We start from the raw sequence: 21,902 nt of genomic DNA on the forward strand, positions 1-21,902 counted from the left end.
AAATTATATTCATCTAAAGGATCTTGATATGAGCTATCAAATCAATGGTGTGGCATTGCCAAATGAAGAAGGTTTTTTTGGTGAATATGGTGGTCAATTCATTCCACCTCATTTAAAAGCAGCAATGGATGAAATCAATGTTGCTTATGAAGAAATTCGTAAAACACCTGAATTTCAAAATGAGCTTTCAGAGCTGTTTGCGCATTATGTAGGTCGTCCAAGTCCTTTATTTCATGCTAAACGACTTTCAGAACAATTGGGCGGTGCTCAAATTTATCTGAAGCGTGAAGATTTGAACCATACAGGTGCACATAAAATTAACCATTGTTTGGGTGAAGCTTTACTTGCTAAATACATGGGCAAGAAAAAAGTCATTGCTGAAACTGGGGCAGGTCAACATGGTGTCGCATTAGCCACCGCTTGTGCCTTGGTTGGTATCCCATGTGAAATTCATATGGGTCAAGTTGATATTGAAAAAGAACATCCAAATGTCGTGAAAATGAAAATTTTGGGTGCGAATCTAATCTCAGTCACTCGTGGAACAGCAACATTAAAAGATGCTGTTGATAGTGCTTTCGAAGAGTATTTGAAAGACCCTGATAGCTTTATTTATGCCATCGGATCAGTCGTTGGTCCACATCCATTTCCTAAAATGGTGCGTGATTTCCAAGCAATTATCGGTGATGAAATTAAAGTTCAATCACAAGACAGATTTAACAAATATCCTGATTATATAGTTGCTTGTGTTGGCGGTGGCTCAAATGCAATGGGCGCATTCAGTGCATTCCTTAATGATGGTGGTGTGAAATTGATTGGTGTTGAACCAGCAGGACATGGTTTAGATACTGATCAACATTCGGCAACACTAACTTTAGGTAAACCAAGTCAACTTCATGGTATGGCGTGTTATGTACTGGAAGATGAAAATGGCGAGCCATTACCTGTGCATTCAATTGCTTCTGGATTAGATTATCCTGGTGTGGGGCCTCAACACAGTTTCTTAAAAGATATTGGTCGTGTTGAGTACTCAACAGCAACTGATGAAGAATGTCTGAATGCATTCATGACTCTATCTCGAGTTGAAGGGATTGTGCCTGCATTAGAAAGTTCACATGCTGTTGCTTGGGCGATACGCGAAGCTCCACAATTGTCCAAAGATACCATTGTTGTGGTGAATTTATCAGGTCGAGGTGATAAAGACTCGGACTATGTGGCAGAAAAATTAGGTTTAAATTAACACATAAAAAAACCAGCTTAGGCTGGTTTTTTTAATTACATTTCTGGTGGTTCTTCATTCAAAGGCGTAAGAATATTTTCAAAGGAGGAAATTTCAATTGGAATGAGCGGCGTTTCGATTGAAAGATCTTGAACAGGTGTTTCAGTCGCTTGTTGAGCTTGTTGAGCTTGTTGAGCTTGTTGAGCTTGAACCATGGTTTTCATTATTTCATCAGCTGGTGCACTTAGTTCGTGTGCTTTTTTGCTGTCATATTTAGTGGCAAGTTCTTTTAAAATTGCGTAAGACAAATAACTCGTAAATGCTGGATTCTCAGATTTAGCCTTGGATGGAAGTAAAGAAACGCAAGCGGCATGAAATAAACCATGTTGTACGTATGTTGCATTGAATGCAGGATCTTTAGCTCTATCAGGATCACCTAAATAACCAATCTTGAAGCCAATTTCAGATGCAGCACAGGCATTGGTCACTTCAGAAGAGGGATTGCGATAGTCAGCATTTTTTTTGAAATATAGCACTTCTGCGATCGACATCATTTCATCTTGAATTTCTTTAAGTCGGCCATCTAAATTTGGGACTGCAAAATAATTTTTTAACTTAAATAGTGTTACAGTGCCTTCGAGCCATTTTTGAGGTTGCTCTGTATAACTCAAATTTGTATAACAGGCAGAAGTTTGCAGGGCGGCTTCAACAAATTCTTTGTTTTTTCTTGGATTTTTCATATCTTGATCAGCCCCTAAATATCCCATTTTGTAGGCTTTTTCATAGGTATTACATGCAGGCGTGATGAGCGTCTTTTTTTGATATGTTTTTGCTTTTTTTAGCAGCTCTATTTGATTCTTTATCGTTGGTTCAAGTTCAGATGCATAAGTGGAAGCAGTTACAAATAAAGCGGTGTAACACAATAACTTTTTATACATCATTAGTCCTTAGGCAAAAAAAATCCATAATGTGATGACTTTACTAATGCTGTTTAAATAGTTCAATGACTCAATAAAAGAAAATCATTGTAAAAGATGACCAATTTCAATCTATTGTTCAAAATTGAGATCATGATTGAATTATCAAAAAAGCCCCCTAGATGGGAGCTTAGCTTTATCCTGAAATATACTGTTGAAGTTGTTCAATCAACACTTTTTGGTCTTCCATCGCGGCTTTAACTAAGTCACCAATAGATACAATTCCGACGAGTCTATCGTCTTCTAATACTGGCAGATGGCGAATATGACGTTCTGTCATTAAATCTAAACACTCATCTACGGTGTTGCTTTTGCTTACAGATAAAACCGTACCAGTCATAATTTCTGAGACTGTAGTTAAGTCGGATGTACGTTGCATAAGTGCAATTTTACGCGTGTAATCCCGTTCAGATAAAATTCCAACAAGTCTTTCATCTTGTACGACAACAACGGCACCAATACCTTTTGTTGCCATTAATGTGATTGCTTCTAAAACCGTAGCATCAGGTGTGATGGTAGAGATTTCTGAATTGTTTTTATTTTGTAGGACTTGAGCTACTGTTGTCATAAGGGTTCCTCTTGTTGGTTATTCGTCCATGTATAAGTTAATAACTGAAATCTTAAATCTTTACAATTGTTTTAGTGGAATTTTCTGCTAAATAGATGGGCTCAAATGATTTTGAAAAAATAGCATCTGCATGTGTGGAATAGTGAGCTTAAAGTGGCGATCTCGATGATTGCACAGGGCAGGTGTTACTTTTAGTCGCGTTAGGGTTGGGAGTAGTGAATTTTTAAAATCATCAGGCGTTATTTTTCGAGGCTGATAGTGCGGCCAGTGAATTTTTGCATAATGTAAAGCCTGCACTGAATTGAGCCAGAAGGGGAATATGTATTCTTGATTGATTGATCGAATGGCCCAACCTTGATGTTCTGGATTGTACAGTCCCCAAAGTACTCCACAATACATCATGGTTTTAAGGATATTAATTTTGAGTAAAAAATGCTTTGAATTGGGTTGCAACTGTACAAAGGTGTTCATGATCGTTCAATGATTCATTATCAATGATGATAAGTTCAGTCTAATGTTTTTTTCTTAAAGTTTAGTTGCATTAATTTAAAGTTTGGTAAGCAAATATGTAATGAAAAAGCTAAAAAAAACGCCACGAATGTGACGTTTATTTATGCTTGCATTGTGGCCATGTTTTGCCAATACTGAGCTTTCAAAGAATCACGTTCTACACGGAAACCTTGAAGATAGAGTTCAGCTAGAAACATCGCTGCTTTACCGTGACCCGCACGTGCTGCATTCTCAAGTTCTGAAACTGCGTCTGTAAAATTCATTTCAAATTGAATGGTATTTACAGCATTCGAATACATATGTTCGAGGTCTTGTTGAGAGAATTGTTTAATCATATAAAACTCCTTATTCTAATTATGATTAGTACTACAGTTATAAAGACCTAAATTAGGTCAAAATGGAATATAACAAAGTAATATTAAACTAATATTACAATTTGCGTTAATTGTCAAATAAATTTTCAAGATAAATCTTTTAAAAAATACTTACATGATTAAACTTTAATCATTTTATATTGAGTTTATGATAAAACTGTAAATAACTATAAAGGAGAATGACTTATGACTAATACCATTGATGGTTTTACATTTGGCAATCCACCAGAGCCATCCGATATTATTGCGCTTGCACATCATCATAAAAAACAACTTGATGAAGCAATTTTTCATCAAGAAATCCATTTAGGTCACTACTGTTTAGAGCAGCGTAAACGTGTGCATGATTACACGCAGACGCTTGATCCTGCAGCGAAAGCTGAATTTTATCGCTATTATGACGGCGAATTAAAACGTATCGCCGTCATTGACGAAGAACACCCTGATGATGCTGAAGGTGGTTTAAGTGTTTTCACTATTTTTATCGTACTCGCGGTGATCGCTGCTATCTTATATTTTGGTGTTGTGCAGAATGTAGTCTCTTAAAGGTGAATAAGCGCCATTTTTTGCATAATGGTTCTTCTTTAAATCAACGTTAACACTATATTTTTAAAGCATCTCGGATTACACTTAAGCTAATCCGAGGTTGTACATGCTCCATTTAAAAAAAATTTCGTCTGATCTTTTCTCACAATTAAATATTGAGCAGATTCAAAATGCTTTCATCATAGGCATTGTACTTTTTATTCTTATTGTCTCTAGTATTGCACTGAATCGTCCAATTAATTCAGCCCACTTTGAACAAGTTCAAGCGCTCGCGGCTCAAAATCGTTTAGAGCGAACGCATGAAATGGCAACTTTGTTACTTGCAAAACCTAAGATTAAAAATATTGAATTTTATCGTTTGCTGAATGCTTATCATATCGAGAATGCTCGTATAAAAATTTATCCAGCGATTGAAAAGTTGGATTAGTCTTCAATCTTATTCAGATTGAGCCCAAGATTTTGATTCAGTATTTCTTCGATCTCCTTGGCAGTGACACGATCAGAGACAGCGATAATAGTGATTTGATCGGGGTGTAAATGTTTTTGTATTGCATTTTGAATATCTTGGCGAGTTAATTTTCGAATCTGCTCCTGATACTCATTTAGATAATTGGAATTAAGTCCGTAAAAACCAATTGATGCGATTTGGGCATTAATATTTGCATTGCTATTTAAGGTCATCGGAAAAGACCGAAGAATACTTTCTTTATTTTCTTTAAGTAAAGAGTCAGTAATAGGCTGTTTTTTGAAGTCAATGAATACTTGATGTGCGAGCTTTAAGCTTTCGAGCAATTGGTCTTGTTGTGTCGCATATCCAAAACTAAAAACGCCAGGTACCTGTGGTGTAGTAAGCGTACTCGATGCGCTATAGGTGAGTCCTCGTTTAACTCGTAACTCTTTTGATAAGATTGAATTAAAACTCCCACCACCAAACATTCTGTTGGCAACTTCCAAAGCGGCACGATCTGGATGTGCTCGCTCTAAAGATAAATGACCCAATAATGCATGTGCTTGTAGGCTTTCGCGTTTTAGTACTGAAATTTTAAAACCTGATTCACTTACGGGAGTTGGAAGGTTAGGCTGCTTTTGCCCTTGTGGTAAATTGATGCTGATCAGTTCCGAGATCTGTTGAGCTTGATCTTGAGTGAGTTGTCCTGTGATTGCTATATTGGAATTTTGAGCGACAAGCAATCGATCTCTAAATTCTTTGAGTAATTCAGGCGTAATCTTTTTTAAACTACCTACTGTCCCAGCTGTTGGTTGAGCATATGGATGATCCCCATACAGCATACGATACAGTTGTATTGACATTAGTCTAGATGGATTCTCTTGAAGTTGTTTTTGCCCAATTTGAGTATTACTGAGCGTGAGATTAATGCCTGATTGTTTGAAGGTGGCATGTTTGATTAAATGCAGTAGTAAGTTTAATGCAGGGTTAAATTTTTCAGGATCATTTAACACTCTTAGTCGAACAACAAACATATCGCGATAGGCATTGAAAGAATATTTGGCGCCTAATCCCTCAAATGTGCTGGTAATCTGTTTGGCACTGAGCTGATCTGTTCCTTCAAGCATAAGGCGAGCTGCCATATTGGATATACCGTAAAGTCCTTTACCTATGACTTCATCTCGTGCAGATCCAGCATTAAATGTAATTTGAATGTCGACCATTGGCAGATCATTCGTTTCAACAAATAAGGTTCGTACATTTAAAGAGTTTTTAAGTTCTTGAACAAAAGGCGCTTTATAATTTTGGGAAGAGTTTGTGATCTCTTTTAAGCTTAACAAGTTTTTAATCGAGCTTAGACCACTGGGATCTTCTTCGATGATCTGTTCAATTGGTTCCGCTTCTATAAGTTCCTCTGCATGCGACAGTGAACTCAAGATGGCACCACACAATACACTCGTTAAAAATAGAGAAGACAAATAATTCATAAAACGCCTAGTTGTTGTTTTTCTGTTCAGGATAAAGATGTAAAACGCTCAAATTGTCACGATTAAAATAAATATTGGCAATGCGTTGTAAATCATGCGGTGTGACTTTATCGAAGTAATCAGGGAGTTGATCAATCATGCGATAGTCTAGATCATTGATGCTGAGCAAACCAATGAGTCGAGCTTGCCCAATAATATCATCTTGGCTATACACTAAATTGGAAACGAAATTCGCCTTGACCCGATTGAGTTCTTTTTCATTCACTAATTCTGATTTGAATAAATCTAGTTCCTGCTGTATGCGTTTTTGCGCTTGCTCAAGACTGATACCCTCAGCAGGTATGGCAGAGATTAAAAATAGGCTATCCCCACGATTATATGGATCATAACTCACATTAATTGAGGTCAGAATTCGCTTATCTCGGATCAGTCTCTCTTGTAGACGTGCTGAAATTCCGCCGTCCAATAGATTTTGAATAATGGTTAAAGCGTAGGCGTCTTGAGGGTTTTTTGCTGTTTTAATGGAATTGACATTCCAAGCCATAAACAAGTTGGGCACATGTACAGCCTGATATTGCTGCATGAAGCGATATCCAATTCTTGAAAATTCAAGCACATCATTTCGCTCAGGAACGGTTTTTTTGGGAATCTTATTAAAATATTTTTTGACTTCTCTAATGGTTTGTTCAGGATCTACATCCCCAATAACGACTAATGTTGCATTATTCGGTGCGTACCAAGTTTGGTACCATTTTTTTAAATCATTTAATTGAATGTTATTCAGATTTTTCATTAAGCCAATCACTGGTTGGCGATAGTGACTGGTCGGGTATGCAATCCATTTAAATCTTTCAAAAGCAAGGTTTCGAGGATTGTCCTCTGTTCGTTGCCGTCGTTCAGCCATTACGACTTTAATTTCGGGTTCGAAATCTTCTTGGCGCAGAACTAAATTTTGCATTCGATCTGCTTCTAACTCTAATGCCAGTGGAAGATATTTTTTAGGATAGAATTGATAGTAATTGGTGTAATTTGTGGATGTGAATGCATTGACACTACCACCATAAATTCGACTAAGGCGTGTAAATTCATCATTCGGTACTTTTTTAGTGCCTTTGAACATCATATGTTCTAGTACGTGTGAAATGCCGAGTAAATTCCCTGACTCGTCACTACTGCCGACGGCATACCAAATTTGGCTAATTACTACAGGTGCGCGGTGATCTTCTCTAATAATGACTCTTAAACCATTATCCAGTGTTGTTTCGACGGTGTTTCGAGAGAGTTGAGTAGTTTGCTGATTTGCAAATGCCATCATCGGTGCTGATGTAATCGCAGCAATGATGATTGTCTGTTTGAAAATGAGTTGCAGAGAGAATTTGAGCCGACTGAGAGACACAATTAATCCGAATAATGACTTTAAAATTATTCTTGATGATGTCGTATATTTATTCAAGATTGAACTGTTGCAATTTGGTTGATCGTTTTAAAAGTAATTGCAGATCGTGAATTTAAAGCAATCTATGCTAAACTCCATTCTTTTAATCGCAATGCTTTTCAAGGAATCGGCATGCAAGAACAGCAAAATAAATTCTTGATTGATGCGGATATTGGTGATGACGATGTCACCTTACCGAGCCTCCCGGCCGTTAATGTGCCTATTATCGAAAACAATGAAGTAGAAAAGCTGGAAACGGTGCCGGCCGTTGAAGAAACAAAACCGAAAGGTGGTTTCTTCAGTCGTATGAAAGAAGGCTTATCAAAATCTCGTAAAAATTTAGCTGACGGAATGATGAACATTTTAGTCGGTGGTAAAGAGATTGATGATGAGCTGCTCGAAGAAGTTGAAGAACAATTATTGGTCGCAGATATTGGGGTAGAGGCGACTAAAACAATTATTGCCAATTTGACTGAAAGAACTGCGCGTGGCGATTTGATCTACTCTCATTCTCTCTATAAAGCTCTTCAAGAAGAATTAGTTGCTTTATTAGCACCACGTGTCAAACCGTTACATATCGATCCGAATAAAAATCCCTATGTGATTTTGGTTGTGGGTGTAAATGGTGTAGGTAAGACAACCACGATTGGTAAACTCGCAAAACGATTGCAAGGTGAAGGTAAAAAAGTCATGCTCGCGGCAGGCGATACTTTCCGTGCTGCGGCGACTGAACAGCTACAAATTTGGGGTGAACGTAATGATATTCATGTCGTTGCACAGGGTCATGGTGCAGACAGTGCTTCTGTAATTTTTGATGCTTTTGAAAGTGCACGAGCGAAAGGGATCGATGTATTGATTGCAGATACCGCAGGGCGTTTGCATAACAAAGGTCACTTGATGGAAGAGCTCAAAAAAGTAAAACGCGTTATGCAGAAAATTGATGCGACTGCACCGCACGAGGTGATGCTTGTTGTGGATGCTGGCACAGGACAGAACGCGATTAACCAAGTTGAAATGTTTGATGAAGCTGTAGGTTTAACGGGTCTTACTATTACTAAATTGGATGGTACGGCAAAGGGTGGTGTGCTATTTAATATTGCGAGCCGTACACATGTGCCAATCCGATTTATTGGTGTAGGTGAAAAGATTGATGATTTGAGACCGTTCTCAGCAAAATCATTTGTCGCTGCATTATTCGATAACGAAAAATAATTATTCTTGGGTTAATTTAAAAAGCTCCTTATACGGAGCTTTTTTTATAAATAATTAAAATTCATAAGGTTAATCAAATATGAGAAAGCCGAATCTTTAGACTCAATACATTAAATACGCAATTTGTTCCAAAAATAGAACACTTTGTTATGAAGATAAGGCTGAAAAGGTTTCGTAATATGAATAAGATAGCATTATCGTTAGCACACAATGAATGTTAAAAATAAGGAATAAGTTATGTCTTTTCTAAATCAAATTAAAAACCGCCGTACCATCTATGCGATTGGTAAGAATGTTTCTTTAGACAATACTCAGATTGAAGAAACCATTAAAGAAGCGGTACGTCAAAGTCCATCGTCATTTAACTCACAGACATCACGTGTTGTGACACTTTTTGGTGAGTCACATGACAAATTTTGGAATATCGTTTTAGAAACTTTACGTAAAATTGTTCCTGCAGAAGCATTTGAGGGAACTCAAAATAAGATCAATAGCTTTAAAGCGGGTCATGCAACTGTATTGTTTTATGAAGATCAAGATACGGTGAAAGGTTTACAAGAGCAATTCCCACTTTACGCTGAGAATTTCCCAATCTGGTCTGAACATTCAACAGCTATTGCTCAATTTGCAGTGTGGACAGCATTGTCAGAAAAAAATATTGGAGCATCATTACAACATTACAATCCAATTGTGGATGAAGAAGTGGCTTCAACATTTGAAATTCCAGCTTCTTGGAAACTTCGTGCTCAGCTTGTGCTCGGTTCAATCGAAGCGCCTGCAGGAGATAAAACGTTTATTGATGATGAAATTCGTTTTAAAACTTTTAATTAATCCAAATCATATAAAGGCACTTCGGTGCCTTTTTTTATGACGAGTTCTGTCATTAAATTGTCATCGCTTGGTAGCATAGTAGTCATATCTAACAATCAAATATTGAGTTATTTATGAAATTAAAAATTGCGTCTGCATTGATATTTACGGGTTTGAGCAGTCAAATTTTTGCAGCGGCGACCTTGGTGGTTCCAGAGGAACTGGTCGTAATTTCAGTGAATAATCAAGAAATTAAATCAGGACTATTTAAATCAAAAAAACAATACCAAATTGATGCGAATCAACCTTTGTTGAATGTTCGATATAATCAATACTTTGAACTACCTTTAAATAATCATGAGATCGTAAAGTCGGATATTCTTACTTTGAAATTGCCAACCCTAGAGGATAATAATTCATACAAATTGGATTTAATTCATCCACCACGAGATTTGGACCAAGCAAAAACATTCGCCAAAAATCCTCAATTGGCAATTTATAATCAAAATAATCAACTCATTTCAAATAATCTGATTGTTCAAATGACCTCGCAAAGTTTGCTAGGCGGTACGATCAATCAGATATTGCATAATGAGCCACAAGCTAGCCCAATGACCAAGTCAAGTACACCATCAATAAATACTCAAATAGTGGAACAAGCTGACATTAAAAATACAAATTCAAATACTCACGATGGTCAGACGTTGATTGAAGTATGGAAAAATTCTTCAAAGCAGGAACGTCAAAAATTTATGACTTGGCTTGCAACGCAATAAAACATTTAATATTTCATATACAGATATAAAAAAGCCCTCATAGAGGGCTTTTTTATAAATTAAGTGAACAGCCAAGTATAGTAACCATAAATCATCAATGGCCATGCTACAAATGGACTAAATAAATACTTCCATATCCAATAACGTGGTATAAACCCTACGCCATGGATAAATCCACCAGATATTCCAATCATAATCAGCATCATGGCACGATGACTGTAATGACCACTTGCATCCAACATCAGACTTGGATGGATGAGTAATATGGTAGCGAGAGGCAATGCCATCAGAAATGAAATGATCATTGCGAATGAGTATTTACGTTTTTCAGAATTTGACATTGCAAGCTCACTCATTTCATTCACCATCTAAGTCTTGATGTTGTTCCATGTAAATGGCTGCAAGTACACTCGCGAAACATGCCATTAACACACCTAGTATCCATGCGAAGTACCACATAATTATCTCCTAACAGTGATTCGGTTTTAATACAGACTATGCGTGTGGTCTTGAATATGTTTCTTGGTGATCACACCCCACATTTTGTAGTAACACCAAGTGGTATATGCCAAGATCAGCGGAACAAAAATACACGCAGCAACAGTCATTACTGAAAGCGTCATTTGGCTAGATACTGCATCCCACATCGTCAAGCTAATGTTTGGATGAATACTAGATGGCATCAGGAATGGGAATAGGGCAAAACCAGCAGTGAGAATTGTGCCAATCACAGCGAACGATGTACCCAGAAAACTAAGTCCCGCTTTATTTTTAGACGATGCTAAAACCACAATTATTCCTCCGATAATCGCCATTACCGGTGCCAATATTGTGATTGGATAAATAGAATAATTGTTCATCCAGCCATGATTGGCATTAGTGAGTACTTCTTTAGCAAGTGGATTAGCTACACCATTCGTATCATAAGGTGTTACAAGCGTGTAGCCTTCGATATTGCCGAAATACAACCATGCACCAGCACCGAGAAAACAGATGAGAAAAAGAATACCCATATATCGTGTAGCTTGAGCGGAGCGTGTTCTTAATGCACCTTCAGTGCGTAGCATTAACCATGCACCACCATGCGCAGCAAGCATCGTCAAACTGACCAATCCACAGACCAAGGCAAATGGATTTAAAAGTGCAAAGAAGCTTCCTGTGTAAGTTGAACGAACAGTTTCATCAAGTGTAAAGGGTACACCAAGGAACATATTGCCAAATGCAACACCAAAAACGAGTGCTGGTACTGCTCCGCCAATACATAAGCCCCAATCCCAAGCATTACGCCATTTAGTATTTTCGAGCTTAGAGCGATAGTCAAAACCAACAGGTCTAAGGAATAAAGCAAATAATACGAGTAACAGCGCCCAGTACATACCCGAGAAAGCTGTTGCATATACCATTGGCCAAGCTGCGAAAAGTGCACCACCCGCCGTAATAAACCACACCTGGTTTCCATCCCAATGTGGTGCAATTGTGTTGATAGCAGCTCGACGCTCTTCATCGTCTTTACCGACGAACGGCATCAGTGCCATAGAGCCCATATCAAATCCATCAGTCAAAGCAAACCCAATAAGGAGGACGCCGACCAATACCCACCAAATGATTTTGAGAAGTTCATATTCAATCATGTTAAATCTCCTCAGTTGACTTATTGGCTGCTGCTAGTTTTTCGAAATGATACTTTCCAGTATGTAAAGAGCTTGGTCCTAGTCTTGAGAATTTGATCATTAAATACATTTCTATGATGAGCAGCACTGTATAGAAAGCAGCGAGTGCTAAAATTGAACCCCATACATCCGCTGAACTAATACTTGATGCAGATAGGTGTGTTGGTAAAACTTCACCAATAGTCCATGGTTGACGACCAACTTCAGCAACGTACCAACCTGTTTGAGCTGCAATCCATGGAAGTGGAAGGGCGATCAGTGCAAACTTGAGCAACCAAGTTTTATTTTCAGCATTACGTTTCATGACAGCGTACGTTGCAAGAATGAACAACAAGAGCATCAAGAAACCTGACGCCACCATCGCTCTAAATGCCCAAAATAAACTTGGAACATGAGGGATAGTATCTAAAGCTGCAGATTTAATTTGTTGTTCAGTAGCATCAACCACAGTTGGTGTGTATTTCTTCAACAATAGACCATAACCCAAATCTTTTTGAGTCTCGTCAAATGCAGCTTTGAGTTCTGGTGATTGATCTCCAGCACGAAGTTGTTCAAGCTGTGCATAAGCGACCATACCATTACGGATACGTTGCTCATGTTGTGCGATTAAATCTTTGATCCCTGTGACTTGTTCAGTTGTAGAGCGAGTCGCAATTAAACCCATGACATATGGAATTTTCACAGCATAGTCTGTTGTTTGCGTCTCGGGATTGGGGATACCAAATAATGTGAATGCAGCTGGTGCTGGATGTGTATCCCATTCTGCTTCAATTGCAGCGAGTTTGGTTTTCTGAACATCACCTAATTCATATCCTGATTCATCACCCAGTAAAATTACGGATAATGTCGAAGCAAGACCGAAAATAGCAGCAATGGCAAATGAACGACGGGCAAAGGCCAAATCACGTTTTTTAAGTAGGTAATAACTTGAAATTGCCAATACAAAAATTGCACCAGTCACATAACCCGCAGAAACAGTATGGACAAATTTAACTTGTGCCACTGGGTTAAATATTAGTGCGGCAAAATCTACCAGTTCCATACGCATGGTTTCATAGTTAAATGCGGCCCCGACAGGGTTTTGCATCCAACCATTTGCAACCAAGATCCAAAGTGCTGACATATTAGAGCCTAAAGCCACTAACCATGTCACACATAAATGTTGGACTTTAGAAAGACGTTCCCAGCCGAAAAAGAATAAACCAATAAAAGTAGATTCTAAAAAGAAGGCCATTAATCCTTCGATTGCTAATGGTGCACCAAAAATGTCACCTACATAATGTGAGTAGTAAGCCCAGTTTGTACCAAACTGGAATTCCATCGTTAGTCCAGTGGTTACCCCTAAAGCAAAGTTGATCCCGAATAACTTACCCCAAAACTTGGTCATGTCTCGGTAAATCTCTTTACCTGTAATGACGTAGGTGGTCTCCATGATGGCAAGGATAAATGCCAAACCTAGAGTGAGGGGTACAAATATAAAGTGATACATTGCGGTCATTGCAAATTGAAACCGCGATAGATCGACCACGCTTTCAGAAATCATCAACGTGTCTCCTTCATTTTAAGTTCGCTGCCCGTAATTCGTTCAGCGACTTGATGGTCAAAGTTTTTGGGAATGGTAGGTGCATCAAACCAAATATTTTTAATCACGATAAGAATGATTACTTTGATAATAAGAATCAAAGTAATCTCTTTGATTAAATTTTTATTTAAACTTGAAGGTTTAATCATCATATTTAAATGCATTATTTAAATCTATTCTAAATATTATTATCTTTTTTTCATTTAAAATAAATACTTTATAGTCATAAATATTTTTAATATAAAAAATATAATAAAAACAATAGCTTGATGTTTTGATTTTTAATGGTATTAAATCCGACTAAAATGGTTATGTTTAAAAATAAAATAGACTAAATTACTTGGTATTAATATTTTAATTCCAACTAAAATAATGGGATTGTTGTTTTAAAGCTTATTAAATTGGTTGGTTTTAAGTCTGATTAAAATAGTTGGTTATAAAGATTTTATTAATTTTATATAATCGTTGAGTTGATTGGATTTAAATTTAATAGGCGTCAAAAATACCTTGAATGAACTATTTTCAAATCAAATGCATATAATTGAAGTGGGGGTAATAGCTCATTAATGCTGATCAACATTGAAAAGTTGATTTGTTTTGGCAATTTTTTTAGCAATAAAATGAGATCTTTTTGCACGGATCAGGAGGATTTGAGATTGAAATTCAAGTTCCCCAAACTCTGGTTCAACTTGTACATAATGTAATTGACCGAATTCATCGCGAACGCGTGCTTGAGCAGAGAAACCAGGTCGTGCATTACCACTAGAAACAGTTGCTAGTCGACCAAGCAAATTTGAGTGCTCTGATTTGTATTTGGGTTTGATTACTTGATCCAAACAATGAATCATAAATACCGTAAAGAAGATTGCGATAATTAAAGCGGGTAATAAAACATAGTACCAAGCTAGAAAGGTTTTCTGGCTTGCAAATACAATGAGCTGAAGAAAATATCCAGCAAAACTAAAATTGATCAGAAAAAAAACAAGAATGAGAACTTTGGAAAATTTAACTTGAAGCAAAGGAAGGCGAATAAGCCAATAAGGTGTTAATTTTTTTATAAATTGACTAGGTCTTAAGCCAAAAAAATAGCCTAAGGTTTCAGCCATGCTGAGCATTAGCAATGCAAACACGCACATATGAAATGGCATTAAATCAATTTCCATTAAAAATGCCAGCATGTCCTTCACCTCATGACTTAAGATTCTAAGTAAATTCCACCATCAGAATGAACTTTAATCTCGACTTTTTCTAAAGATTCACCTTGGCATGGGCCTGAAATGCACACACCAGTTTCTACATCAAATAAAGCACCATGAGTAGAGCATTCAATGAACTCTTGATCACGATCTAAGAATTGATTTTCAAGAAACTCGAGCTCAACTTGCAAATGTGGGCATACATTTTGATACGCATAGAAGCAACCATCTCGTTGCGTAATGAAAATGTTGTCACCATTTTCAGTTTCAAAAGATCGAGATTCTCTTTCAGGAATGTCTTCAGTCATGCAAATTTTATTCATTTTATGCGACTTCTATTTGAAATTCTTTAAGAAGTTTAGCGTAATCAGCTACGTCTAAACGTGGACCAAATTGAGCAACCACTTGGCTTGAGATTAAAATAGCCAATTCAGTCGCTGTTTGTAAATCTTTACCAGCATTTAATGCATATAAAAATGCACCAGAGAAAGCATCACCAGCACCGTTCGTGTCTAAAGCAACAACTTTACGTCCTTTCACTTGAAGTTCAGTTGATTCCGTTGCTACAAGAGCGCCGTCTGCGCCAAGCGTAATAATGACGGTAGAGCTTAATTTTTTAAGTGCAGCAAGAGCATTTTGTAAGTCATCAGTTTGTGTATACATCAATGCTTCTTGTTCATTACAGAATAGAACATCTACACCATCATCTAATAATTCGTCCAAGCCTGTACGCGCGTACTGCACCATAGCAGGATCAGAGAGCGTTAACGCAATTTTAACATTATTTGCTTTCGCAATTGCACGCGCTTGCTTCACGGCAGCTCGTGCCGTATCACTCGTAGAAAGGTAACCCTCTATATATAACCATTTAGCGGTTTTTAGCGCTTCAAAATCAATTTGTTCATTACTGAGTTCAGCTGTAATACCTAAGAAAGTATGCATGGTACGTTCTGAATCAGGACTGACCAAAACCATGCAAGTCCCAGTTACGCCTTCACTGATCGAACGTTCAGAGGTTTGTATTCCTGCATCATTTAGACCTTTTAAGTACAACGCTCCAAGATCATCATTGCCGACACGGCATCCATAAAACGCTTGACCACCTAAGGCACTAAAAGCCACTGTTGAGTTAGCTGCAGATCCCCCAGAGGCTTGACCTTTATATTCTTGAGAATTTTTTAAGTTTTGAAATAGACGGGCTTGAGTTTCCCCATCTGTAAGCTGCATAGTACCTTTTTGCAAATTTTGCTCTAAAAGAAATTCATCAGATACTTTGAATTCTTGGTCAATGAGGGCATTGCCAATCGCAAAAAGGTCAACTTTAGCCATGTCTAAATTCACATCACGAAAAAAGAAAACGATTTTACACCAATGCGATTGAATTCAGTAGCGTATTGCTTGATTTTCAAGCTTTAACCCGCATTTAATCGAAATGAATTATTTAATTCCGATATAGTTCTATTGATTTAGTTTTAATCTGACTATTTTACTCGGAAAATAGTTAGAGTTTGTTGTATAAATGATGAATTGTATTGAACTATCAGTATAATGATCTTTGTTAAAATTTATGTAAATTAAGGAGCACACATGACCGTAGATGTTACTGAAACCATTCAAAACACCGTTCATCCCGCGTTTCAGTTGGTACGTCAACATCATGTAGCCGCACTCGATATATTAGTTTCAGAATACCGTCATAAAGAAACTGACGCTGTGCATTTTCATCTAGCAACTGAACATGATGAAAATGTTTTTTTAGTTGCTTTCCGTACACAACCGATGGATTCAAAAGGCGAAGCACACATTCTTGAGCATACTGCATTATGTGGTTCTGAAAAATTTCCTGTACGTGATCCATTCTTTTTAATGATCCGTCGTTCTCTAAATACGTTTATGAACGCATTTACAGCTGCCGATTGGACAGCTTATCCATTTGCGACACAGAATAAAAAAGATTTCCAAAACTTACTTTCCGTCTATTTGGATGCTGCATTTGCAGCCAATTTAAACCCTTTGGATTTCGCTCAAGAAGGTATCCGAATTGAGTTGGAAAATGGTGAGCCTGTTTACAAGGGTGTGGTTTTTAATGAAATGAAAGGTGCAATGAGTTCGCCTTCAGATCAGTTATATCACCAACTTGCTCATCATTTATTCCCTAAAACGACTTACCACTATAATTCAGGTGGTGATCCTAAGGATATTCCTGATTTAACTTACGAAGAGTTAGTCAGTTTCTATAAGTCACATTATCATCCAAGTAACGCTATTTTCATGACTTTTGGTAATCAATCTGCCTATGAGTTACAAGAGCAGTTTGAAACTTTAGCGTTATCTAAGTTTAAGAAAGGTCAAACCTTATATTCGACACCAGAAGAGCGTCTAGAAGCACCTATTGAGGTGACAGAGACTTACGCGGTAGATGCTGAAGATTTGAAAGATAAAACCTACCATGTACTGGCATGGTTACTTCCTGAATCTAGTGATATTCAACTTCGTTTAGGCTTACGTTTGGCTGAAGGGATCTTATTGGAAGATTCTGCTTCACCATTACGTCACTATTTAGAAACGTGTGGTTATGCTCAATCTACAGGACCAATTTTAGGTCTTGATGATTCTAACTATGAAATGACATTCTACTGTGGTATTCAAGGTTCAAATCCTGAACATGCAGAAACATTCAAAAACGGTGTGTTGAATGTGCTGAACGAGGTTGCCTCGAAGCCTGTAGATCAGTCATTGGTTGATGCGATTTTGCATCAAATTGAATTACACCAACGAGAAATTGGTGGAGATGGCACGCCTTATGGTCTAAGCCTCATCCTCAATGGTTTAAGCAGTGCAATTCATCATAATGATCCAATACATGTTTGGGACGTAGATTCGACCATTGAGCAAGTGAAAGAGCAGTTGAAAGACCCGATGTGGTTGCCTAATCTGATTAAGACCCATTTGATTGATAATCCGCATCGTGTACAGATGACGCTTGTACCAGATGCGAATAAGTCGAAATTAGAGGCTGAAGCAGAAAAACAGCGTTTAGCTGATATAGGCGCACGCTTAACAGATGATGAAAAAGCGGAAATTGTACGCCAGACTGAGGCATTAAATGAAAGACAGGCAACTCCTGATAACTTAGATTTATTGCCGAAAGTTGGTTTAGACGATATTCCTGCCGAACTTCCAGTCGTTCAAGGTCAATTGAGAGAAATCATTTCTAATAACTTAGATACACCCTTGAACTTATACCATGCTGGTACTAACGGAATTTATTATCAACAAGTGATTATTCAAATTCCTGATCAAGTCGTGAAATCACCTTACTTTAACTTACTCTCCGTGCTCATGGGGGAGGTTGGTGCAGGTCAATATAATTATTTAGAATTACAGCAATTACAAACAGCGGTAAGTGGTGGCCTTGGTATGGGGGCATCTCTACGTAGTAAAGTTGATGATAAAGGTAAAATTAGCGCATTTTTAACGCTGACAACCAAATCGCTTGCCCACAAACTAGATACGATTCAATTGTTAAAACTGGCATTTGAGAAACTGCGTTTTGATGAAAAGGACCGTATTATTGAACTTTTACAACAGCGTAAGACGCGTTGGGCATCCCGTTTGTCTGGTTCTGGACATAGCTATGCCATGCAGATTGCTTCTCGTAATATGAGTGCATTGGCATTACGTGATTATAATAATACCGGCTTAGGTGCGCTTAATTGGCTGAGCGAGCTTGTGCAAAGCATTGAAACAGATGAACAAGCATATGCGAACCTCATTCAAGAGTTGCAAAATATTCACCGTTTGTTGTTACTCGCGCCTAAACAGTTCCTACTGGTCTGTGAAGAGCAACAGTCTGAACGTTTAATTGAAGAAATTCAAAATGTTTGGGATAAACTTGAAGTGAAGCGTGAGCCAGTGCATCTTGCTGAAGTTAATTTTGAACAAACGCAAAATGACGAAGCATGGCTGATTCAATCCAATGTCCAATTCTGTGCTTCTGCTTATCCAGCAGTTGAAGTTTCTCATCCGGATGCAGCACCGTTAATGGTGCTTGCGGCTTATCTACGAAATGGTTTCCTACACAGTGCAATCCGTGAAAAAGGAGGCGCTTATGGTGGTGGTGCAAGCTATGATGGCAATGCTTGTGCATTTAGATTCTATAGTTATCGTGATCCACGTTTAGCAGAAACTTTCCAAGATTTTGAAGCAAGTATTGATTGGTTATTGAATACTGAACAAAAACCACACCAACTTGAAGAGGCGATTCTGGGTCTTGTATCGAGCATGGATAAGCCAGGTTCTCCAGCAGGTGAAGCAATTACTGCATGTTATGCATTATTGCATGGACGCACGCCTCAATTCAGAAAAACTTTACGAGAGCGTTTGCTCAATGTAACGTTAGATGATCTAAAGCGTGTAGCAGAAACGTATTTAGTGAATCAAAAACCAACGAAGGCTGTTGTAGCACCAATGGCTAAAAAAGAGCAACTTGCAGAACTTGGGTTTTCAATAAAACAAGTGAATTAAAATTAAAAATGGGGCTTAGCCAATGCGAAATAGAATAAAACGTTCACCAATATGGTTGGGTGTGTCGTCGTTTATGTGTTTGCCTATACAGACAGTTTGGGCAACAGATGTGGTACCAGCGAATCCAGCGTCACCACAAGCGTGCGTTGCACTTGATTCAAATGCAGAGCGTTTAGCCTGTTATGATGCATTGTTTAAAGCCCCTGAACTTGAGCAACCTGCTTATGTTTCTGAGCGTCAGGCTGCGCGTGAAATACCAGCACCGCAGGTTGAACCACAGGATTTAAAGTCTAAAATCGAACAAAAAGTTGAAAACTTGTTTTCGGTGGAAGGTCCTGTAATTACACCGAATTCATCGTTGCTTGATAAACGATGGGAATTGGCTGAAGACAGTAAATTAGGTACATGGAATATACGCGCACATCAACCTGTATATTTACTTCCTGCATTTTGGACGTCTGATAAGAACGAATTTCCATCGAGCCCAAATCCTCAAAACACCGTAGAAGATGATCAAAATTTAAAGTCTTTAGAGTCCAAGTTTCAAATTTCACTCAAAACTAAAGCTGTTGAAAACTTAATCGGGAATAATGGCGATATTTGGTTGGGTTATACCCAGTCCTCTCGTTGGCAGGTTTACAACTCTGAAGAATCACGACCATTTCGTGAAACGAATTATGAACCTGAAGCAAGTATTGTGTTTCGAACCAACTATGAATTTTTAGGTTTAAATGGTCGCTTACTCGGTTTAACGCTGAATCATCAATCAAATGGACGTTCGGATCCTTTATCACGTAGTTGGAACCGTGTGATGCTGAACTTAGGATTTGAGCGTGATAATTTCGCTATGATGATTCGACCTTGGTATCGAATCGAAGAAGATTTCAATGATGATAACAATCCTGACATTAAAAACTATATTGGTCGTGGTGATTTAACGACTTTTTACCGTTGGAATGATCATGATTTTAGTTTGATGTTAAGACATTCACTTAAGGGTGGGGATGATTCTCGAGGAGCTGTTCAATTTGATTGGGCATTTCCAATCAGTGGCAAACTTAGAGGTCATTTTCAATTATTCGATGGGTATGGTGAGAGTTTGATTGATTATAATCATCGTGCTACCTATGCGGGTATTGGCGTCTCTTTAATGAATGCTTTCTAAATAAAAAAACCACGCTTAGGCGTGGTTTTTTTAGCGATCTTATTGCGATTGAATTAGGGGAACTCCAGTCACTTTCTGTATCTCATCAAAGTTGACGTCATGAGCCAGTTCTATCAGTTTTACCCCTTGAGGCGTGATATCCAAAACCCCTAGATCTGTAATCACGCGATGAACGACTGCTTTACCTGTAAGGGGCAGTGAACATTGCGGAACAATTTTTGGGGTGCCATCTTTGGCACAATGTTCCATCAGCACGACGACTTTTTGTACGCCAGCCACCAAATCCATTGCTCCACCCATACCTTTGACTTTTTTCCCTGGAATCATCCAATTCGCAAGATCACCTTGCTCAGAGACTTCCATAGCGCCAAGTATAGCTATATTCACGTGCCCACCACGGATCATGGCAAATGAATCAGCACTGGAAAAAAATGCAGCGCCTGCTCGCGCCGTAACAGTTTGCTTACCCGCATTAATCAGGTCAGCATCTACGGTTTCTTTTGTTGGAAATTCGCCAATTCCCAGCAAACCATTTTCAGATTGGAGCCAAACATTGATATTTTCAGGAATATAGTTCGCAACCAATGTAGGCAATCCAATCCCTAAATTGACATAAAATCCATCTTCGAGTTCCAAGGCAGCTCGTTGTGCCATTTCATTACGCGTCCATGCCATAACTTATGCCTCCGCCTTTAAGGTCATTTGTTCGATTCTTTTTTCTGGTGTAGTGTTAAGAACGATACGATTTACATAAATGCCGGGCAAATGTATCGAATCGGGATCGAGCTCACCGATCTCTACAATTTCCTCAACTTCAGCGACTGTGATTTTCCCAGCCATCGCACAAACGGGATTAAAATTTTGAGCTGTTTTCCTAAAGATTAGGTTACCTGCCTTATCTGCTTTATACGCTTTGACCAAAGCGACATCTGCAGTTAAAGAGGGTTCTAAAATATATTCTTTACCATTGAACTCACGTACTTCTTTACCTTCTGCAATCAACGTACCTACGCCTGTTTGGGTAAAAAATGCAGGAATCCCAGCTCCACCAGCACGGAGTTTTTCAGCCAAAGTGCCTTGAGGGGTTAGCTCGACTTCAAGTTCACCATTTAAGTATTGTCGCTCAAATTCTTTATTTTCTCCGACATAGGACGAGATCATTTTTTTAATTTGTTTTGTTTCGAGTAGTAATCCCAAACCAAAACCATCTACACCTGCATTGTTTGAAATACAAGTCAGCTCTTTAGCTCCTGTTTGTTTCAGGGCAGCAATCAAAGCCTCAGGAATACCACATAAGCCAAAACCGCCAACAGCTAAGGTTTGACCATCTTGAATGATATCGTTCAGTGCACTTTCAGCACTTTCATATACTTTGTTCGTCATTGAACACCTCATTGTATTTT

General features: G+C 38.1%; 24 protein-coding genes. 8 read left to right on the forward strand and 16 right to left on the reverse strand.

Annotated elements, in window-relative coordinates; translation table 11 throughout:
• Positions 1-28 precede the first annotated feature (28 nt).
• Positions 29-1,237: a tryptophan synthase subunit beta gene (trpB, locus tag AC1M85_RS06630; protein WP_488213788.1), complete on the forward strand. Its 1,209-nt coding sequence runs from the start codon at positions 29-31 to the stop codon at positions 1,235-1,237.
• A 35-nt stretch (positions 1,238-1,272) separates the two neighbouring features.
• Here the strand turns inward: trpB and AC1M85_RS06635 are convergent, their stop codons facing one another.
• From AC1M85_RS06635 to AC1M85_RS06650, 4 genes are all read right to left on the reverse strand, one after another.
• The gene (locus AC1M85_RS06635; protein ID WP_488213789.1) at positions 1,273-2,154 is read right to left on the reverse strand and encodes a hypothetical protein; all 882 of its coding nucleotides are present in this window, start codon (positions 2,152-2,154) and stop codon (positions 1,273-1,275) included.
• Between the two features lie 175 nt (positions 2,155-2,329).
• Positions 2,330-2,761 (reverse strand): CBS domain-containing protein, encoded by a 432-nt coding sequence (locus AC1M85_RS06640; RefSeq protein WP_035266567.1) that lies wholly within the window; start codon positions 2,759-2,761, stop codon positions 2,330-2,332.
• An 87-nt stretch (positions 2,762-2,848) separates the two neighbouring features.
• Complete coding sequence (locus AC1M85_RS06645) at positions 2,849-3,232, reverse strand: DUF2750 domain-containing protein (protein WP_481609263.1); 384 nt, start codon at positions 3,230-3,232, stop codon at positions 2,849-2,851.
• Positions 3,233-3,372: 140 nt separating this feature from the next.
• Positions 3,373-3,606 (reverse strand): SEL1-like repeat protein, encoded by a 234-nt coding sequence (locus AC1M85_RS06650; RefSeq protein ID WP_035266572.1) that lies wholly within the window; start codon positions 3,604-3,606, stop codon positions 3,373-3,375.
• Between the two features lie 225 nt (positions 3,607-3,831).
• On the opposite strand from AC1M85_RS06650, the gene AC1M85_RS06655 reads away from it, so the two are divergent.
• Positions 3,832-4,191: a hypothetical protein gene (locus AC1M85_RS06655; protein WP_481587962.1), complete on the forward strand. Its 360-nt coding sequence runs from the start codon at positions 3,832-3,834 to the stop codon at positions 4,189-4,191.
• Between the two features lie 106 nt (positions 4,192-4,297).
• Positions 4,298-4,618, forward strand: a complete 321-nt coding sequence (locus AC1M85_RS06660; protein ID WP_481590861.1) for a hypothetical protein — start codon at positions 4,298-4,300, stop codon at positions 4,616-4,618.
• Here AC1M85_RS06660 and AC1M85_RS06665 read toward each other — a convergent pair.
• Complete coding sequence (locus tag AC1M85_RS06665) at positions 4,615-6,126, reverse strand: M16 family metallopeptidase (protein ID WP_488213790.1); 1,512 nt, start codon at positions 6,124-6,126, stop codon at positions 4,615-4,617. The genes AC1M85_RS06660 and AC1M85_RS06665 overlap by 4 nt on opposite strands.
• A gap of 7 nt (positions 6,127-6,133) precedes the next feature.
• A complete protein-coding gene (locus AC1M85_RS06670; protein ID WP_481610378.1) occupies positions 6,134-7,441 on the reverse strand; it encodes a M16 family metallopeptidase in 1,308 nt (435 codons plus the stop codon).
• Positions 7,442-7,693: 252 nt separating this feature from the next.
• Between AC1M85_RS06670 and ftsY the strand changes: the two genes are divergently transcribed.
• From ftsY to AC1M85_RS06685, 3 genes are all read left to right on the forward strand, one after another.
• Complete coding sequence (ftsY, locus tag AC1M85_RS06675; protein WP_035266635.1) at positions 7,694-8,773, forward strand: signal recognition particle-docking protein FtsY; 1,080 nt, start codon at positions 7,694-7,696, stop codon at positions 8,771-8,773.
• Between the two features lie 237 nt (positions 8,774-9,010).
• Entirely contained in the window at positions 9,011-9,604 is a 594-nt protein-coding gene (locus AC1M85_RS06680; protein WP_035266583.1) for a nitroreductase family protein, read from the forward strand.
• Positions 9,605-9,717: 113 nt separating this feature from the next.
• A complete protein-coding gene (locus AC1M85_RS06685) occupies positions 9,718-10,359 on the forward strand; it encodes a DUF2057 family protein (protein ID WP_488213791.1) in 642 nt (213 codons plus the stop codon).
• A 59-nt stretch (positions 10,360-10,418) separates the two neighbouring features.
• On the opposite strand, the gene AC1M85_RS06690 is transcribed toward AC1M85_RS06685, so the two are convergent.
• From AC1M85_RS06690 to AC1M85_RS06725, 8 genes are all read right to left on the reverse strand, one after another.
• On the reverse strand, positions 10,419-10,715 hold the full coding sequence (locus tag AC1M85_RS06690; RefSeq protein ID WP_481589510.1) for a cyd operon YbgE family protein: 297 nt from the start codon (positions 10,713-10,715) through the stop codon (positions 10,419-10,421).
• Between the two features lies 1 nt (position 10,716).
• The gene (gene cydX / locus AC1M85_RS06695; RefSeq protein ID WP_035266590.1) at positions 10,717-10,818 is read right to left on the reverse strand and encodes a cytochrome bd-I oxidase subunit CydX; all 102 of its coding nucleotides are present in this window, start codon (positions 10,816-10,818) and stop codon (positions 10,717-10,719) included.
• Positions 10,819-10,844: 26 nt separating this feature from the next.
• Positions 10,845-11,990 (reverse strand): cytochrome d ubiquinol oxidase subunit II, encoded by a 1,146-nt coding sequence (cydB, locus tag AC1M85_RS06700; RefSeq protein ID WP_488213792.1) that lies wholly within the window; start codon positions 11,988-11,990, stop codon positions 10,845-10,847.
• Position 11,991: 1 nt separating this feature from the next.
• Entirely contained in the window at positions 11,992-13,572 is a 1,581-nt protein-coding gene (locus tag AC1M85_RS06705; protein WP_035266593.1) for a cytochrome ubiquinol oxidase subunit I, read from the reverse strand.
• On the reverse strand, positions 13,572-13,763 hold the full coding sequence (gene cydP, locus AC1M85_RS06710) for a cytochrome oxidase putative small subunit CydP (RefSeq protein ID WP_481587955.1): 192 nt from the start codon (positions 13,761-13,763) through the stop codon (positions 13,572-13,574). The genes AC1M85_RS06705 and cydP overlap by 1 nt, the downstream gene beginning before the upstream one ends.
• Positions 13,764-14,174: 411 nt before the next feature.
• Positions 14,175-14,789, reverse strand: coding sequence for an OB-fold-containig protein (locus AC1M85_RS06715; protein WP_488213793.1), 615 nt, complete (start codon positions 14,787-14,789; stop codon positions 14,175-14,177).
• Positions 14,790-14,806: 17 nt separating this feature from the next.
• The gene (locus AC1M85_RS06720) at positions 14,807-15,115 is read right to left on the reverse strand and encodes a Rieske (2Fe-2S) protein (RefSeq protein ID WP_171076765.1); all 309 of its coding nucleotides are present in this window, start codon (positions 15,113-15,115) and stop codon (positions 14,807-14,809) included.
• A gap of 16 nt (positions 15,116-15,131) precedes the next feature.
• Positions 15,132-16,136, reverse strand: coding sequence for an adenosine kinase (locus AC1M85_RS06725; RefSeq protein WP_481593950.1), 1,005 nt, complete (start codon positions 16,134-16,136; stop codon positions 15,132-15,134).
• A gap of 258 nt (positions 16,137-16,394) precedes the next feature.
• Here AC1M85_RS06725 and AC1M85_RS06730 point away from each other — a divergent pair, with 258 nt between their 5' ends.
• Together AC1M85_RS06730 and AC1M85_RS06735 are read left to right on the forward strand one after the other, a co-directional pair.
• Positions 16,395-19,334, forward strand: a complete 2,940-nt coding sequence (locus AC1M85_RS06730) for an insulinase family protein (protein ID WP_481589513.1) — start codon at positions 16,395-16,397, stop codon at positions 19,332-19,334.
• Between the two features lie 73 nt (positions 19,335-19,407).
• Entirely contained in the window at positions 19,408-20,499 is a 1,092-nt protein-coding gene (locus AC1M85_RS06735) for a phospholipase A (protein WP_228143132.1), read from the forward strand.
• Between the two features lie 39 nt (positions 20,500-20,538).
• On the opposite strand, the gene AC1M85_RS06740 is transcribed toward AC1M85_RS06735, so the two are convergent.
• Together AC1M85_RS06740 and AC1M85_RS06745 are read right to left on the reverse strand one after the other, a co-directional pair.
• The gene (locus AC1M85_RS06740) at positions 20,539-21,174 is read right to left on the reverse strand and encodes a CoA transferase subunit B (RefSeq protein ID WP_092768415.1); all 636 of its coding nucleotides are present in this window, start codon (positions 21,172-21,174) and stop codon (positions 20,539-20,541) included.
• Positions 21,175-21,177: 3 nt separating this feature from the next.
• Positions 21,178-21,882 carry a CoA transferase subunit A gene (locus tag AC1M85_RS06745; protein ID WP_092768413.1) on the reverse strand — a complete coding sequence of 235 codons (705 nt, stop codon included), beginning with the start codon at positions 21,880-21,882 and terminating at the stop codon, positions 21,178-21,180.
• Positions 21,883-21,902: the final 20 nt, after the last annotated feature.

Source organism: Acinetobacter sp. 24-47-64 (genome assembly GCF_057737055.1).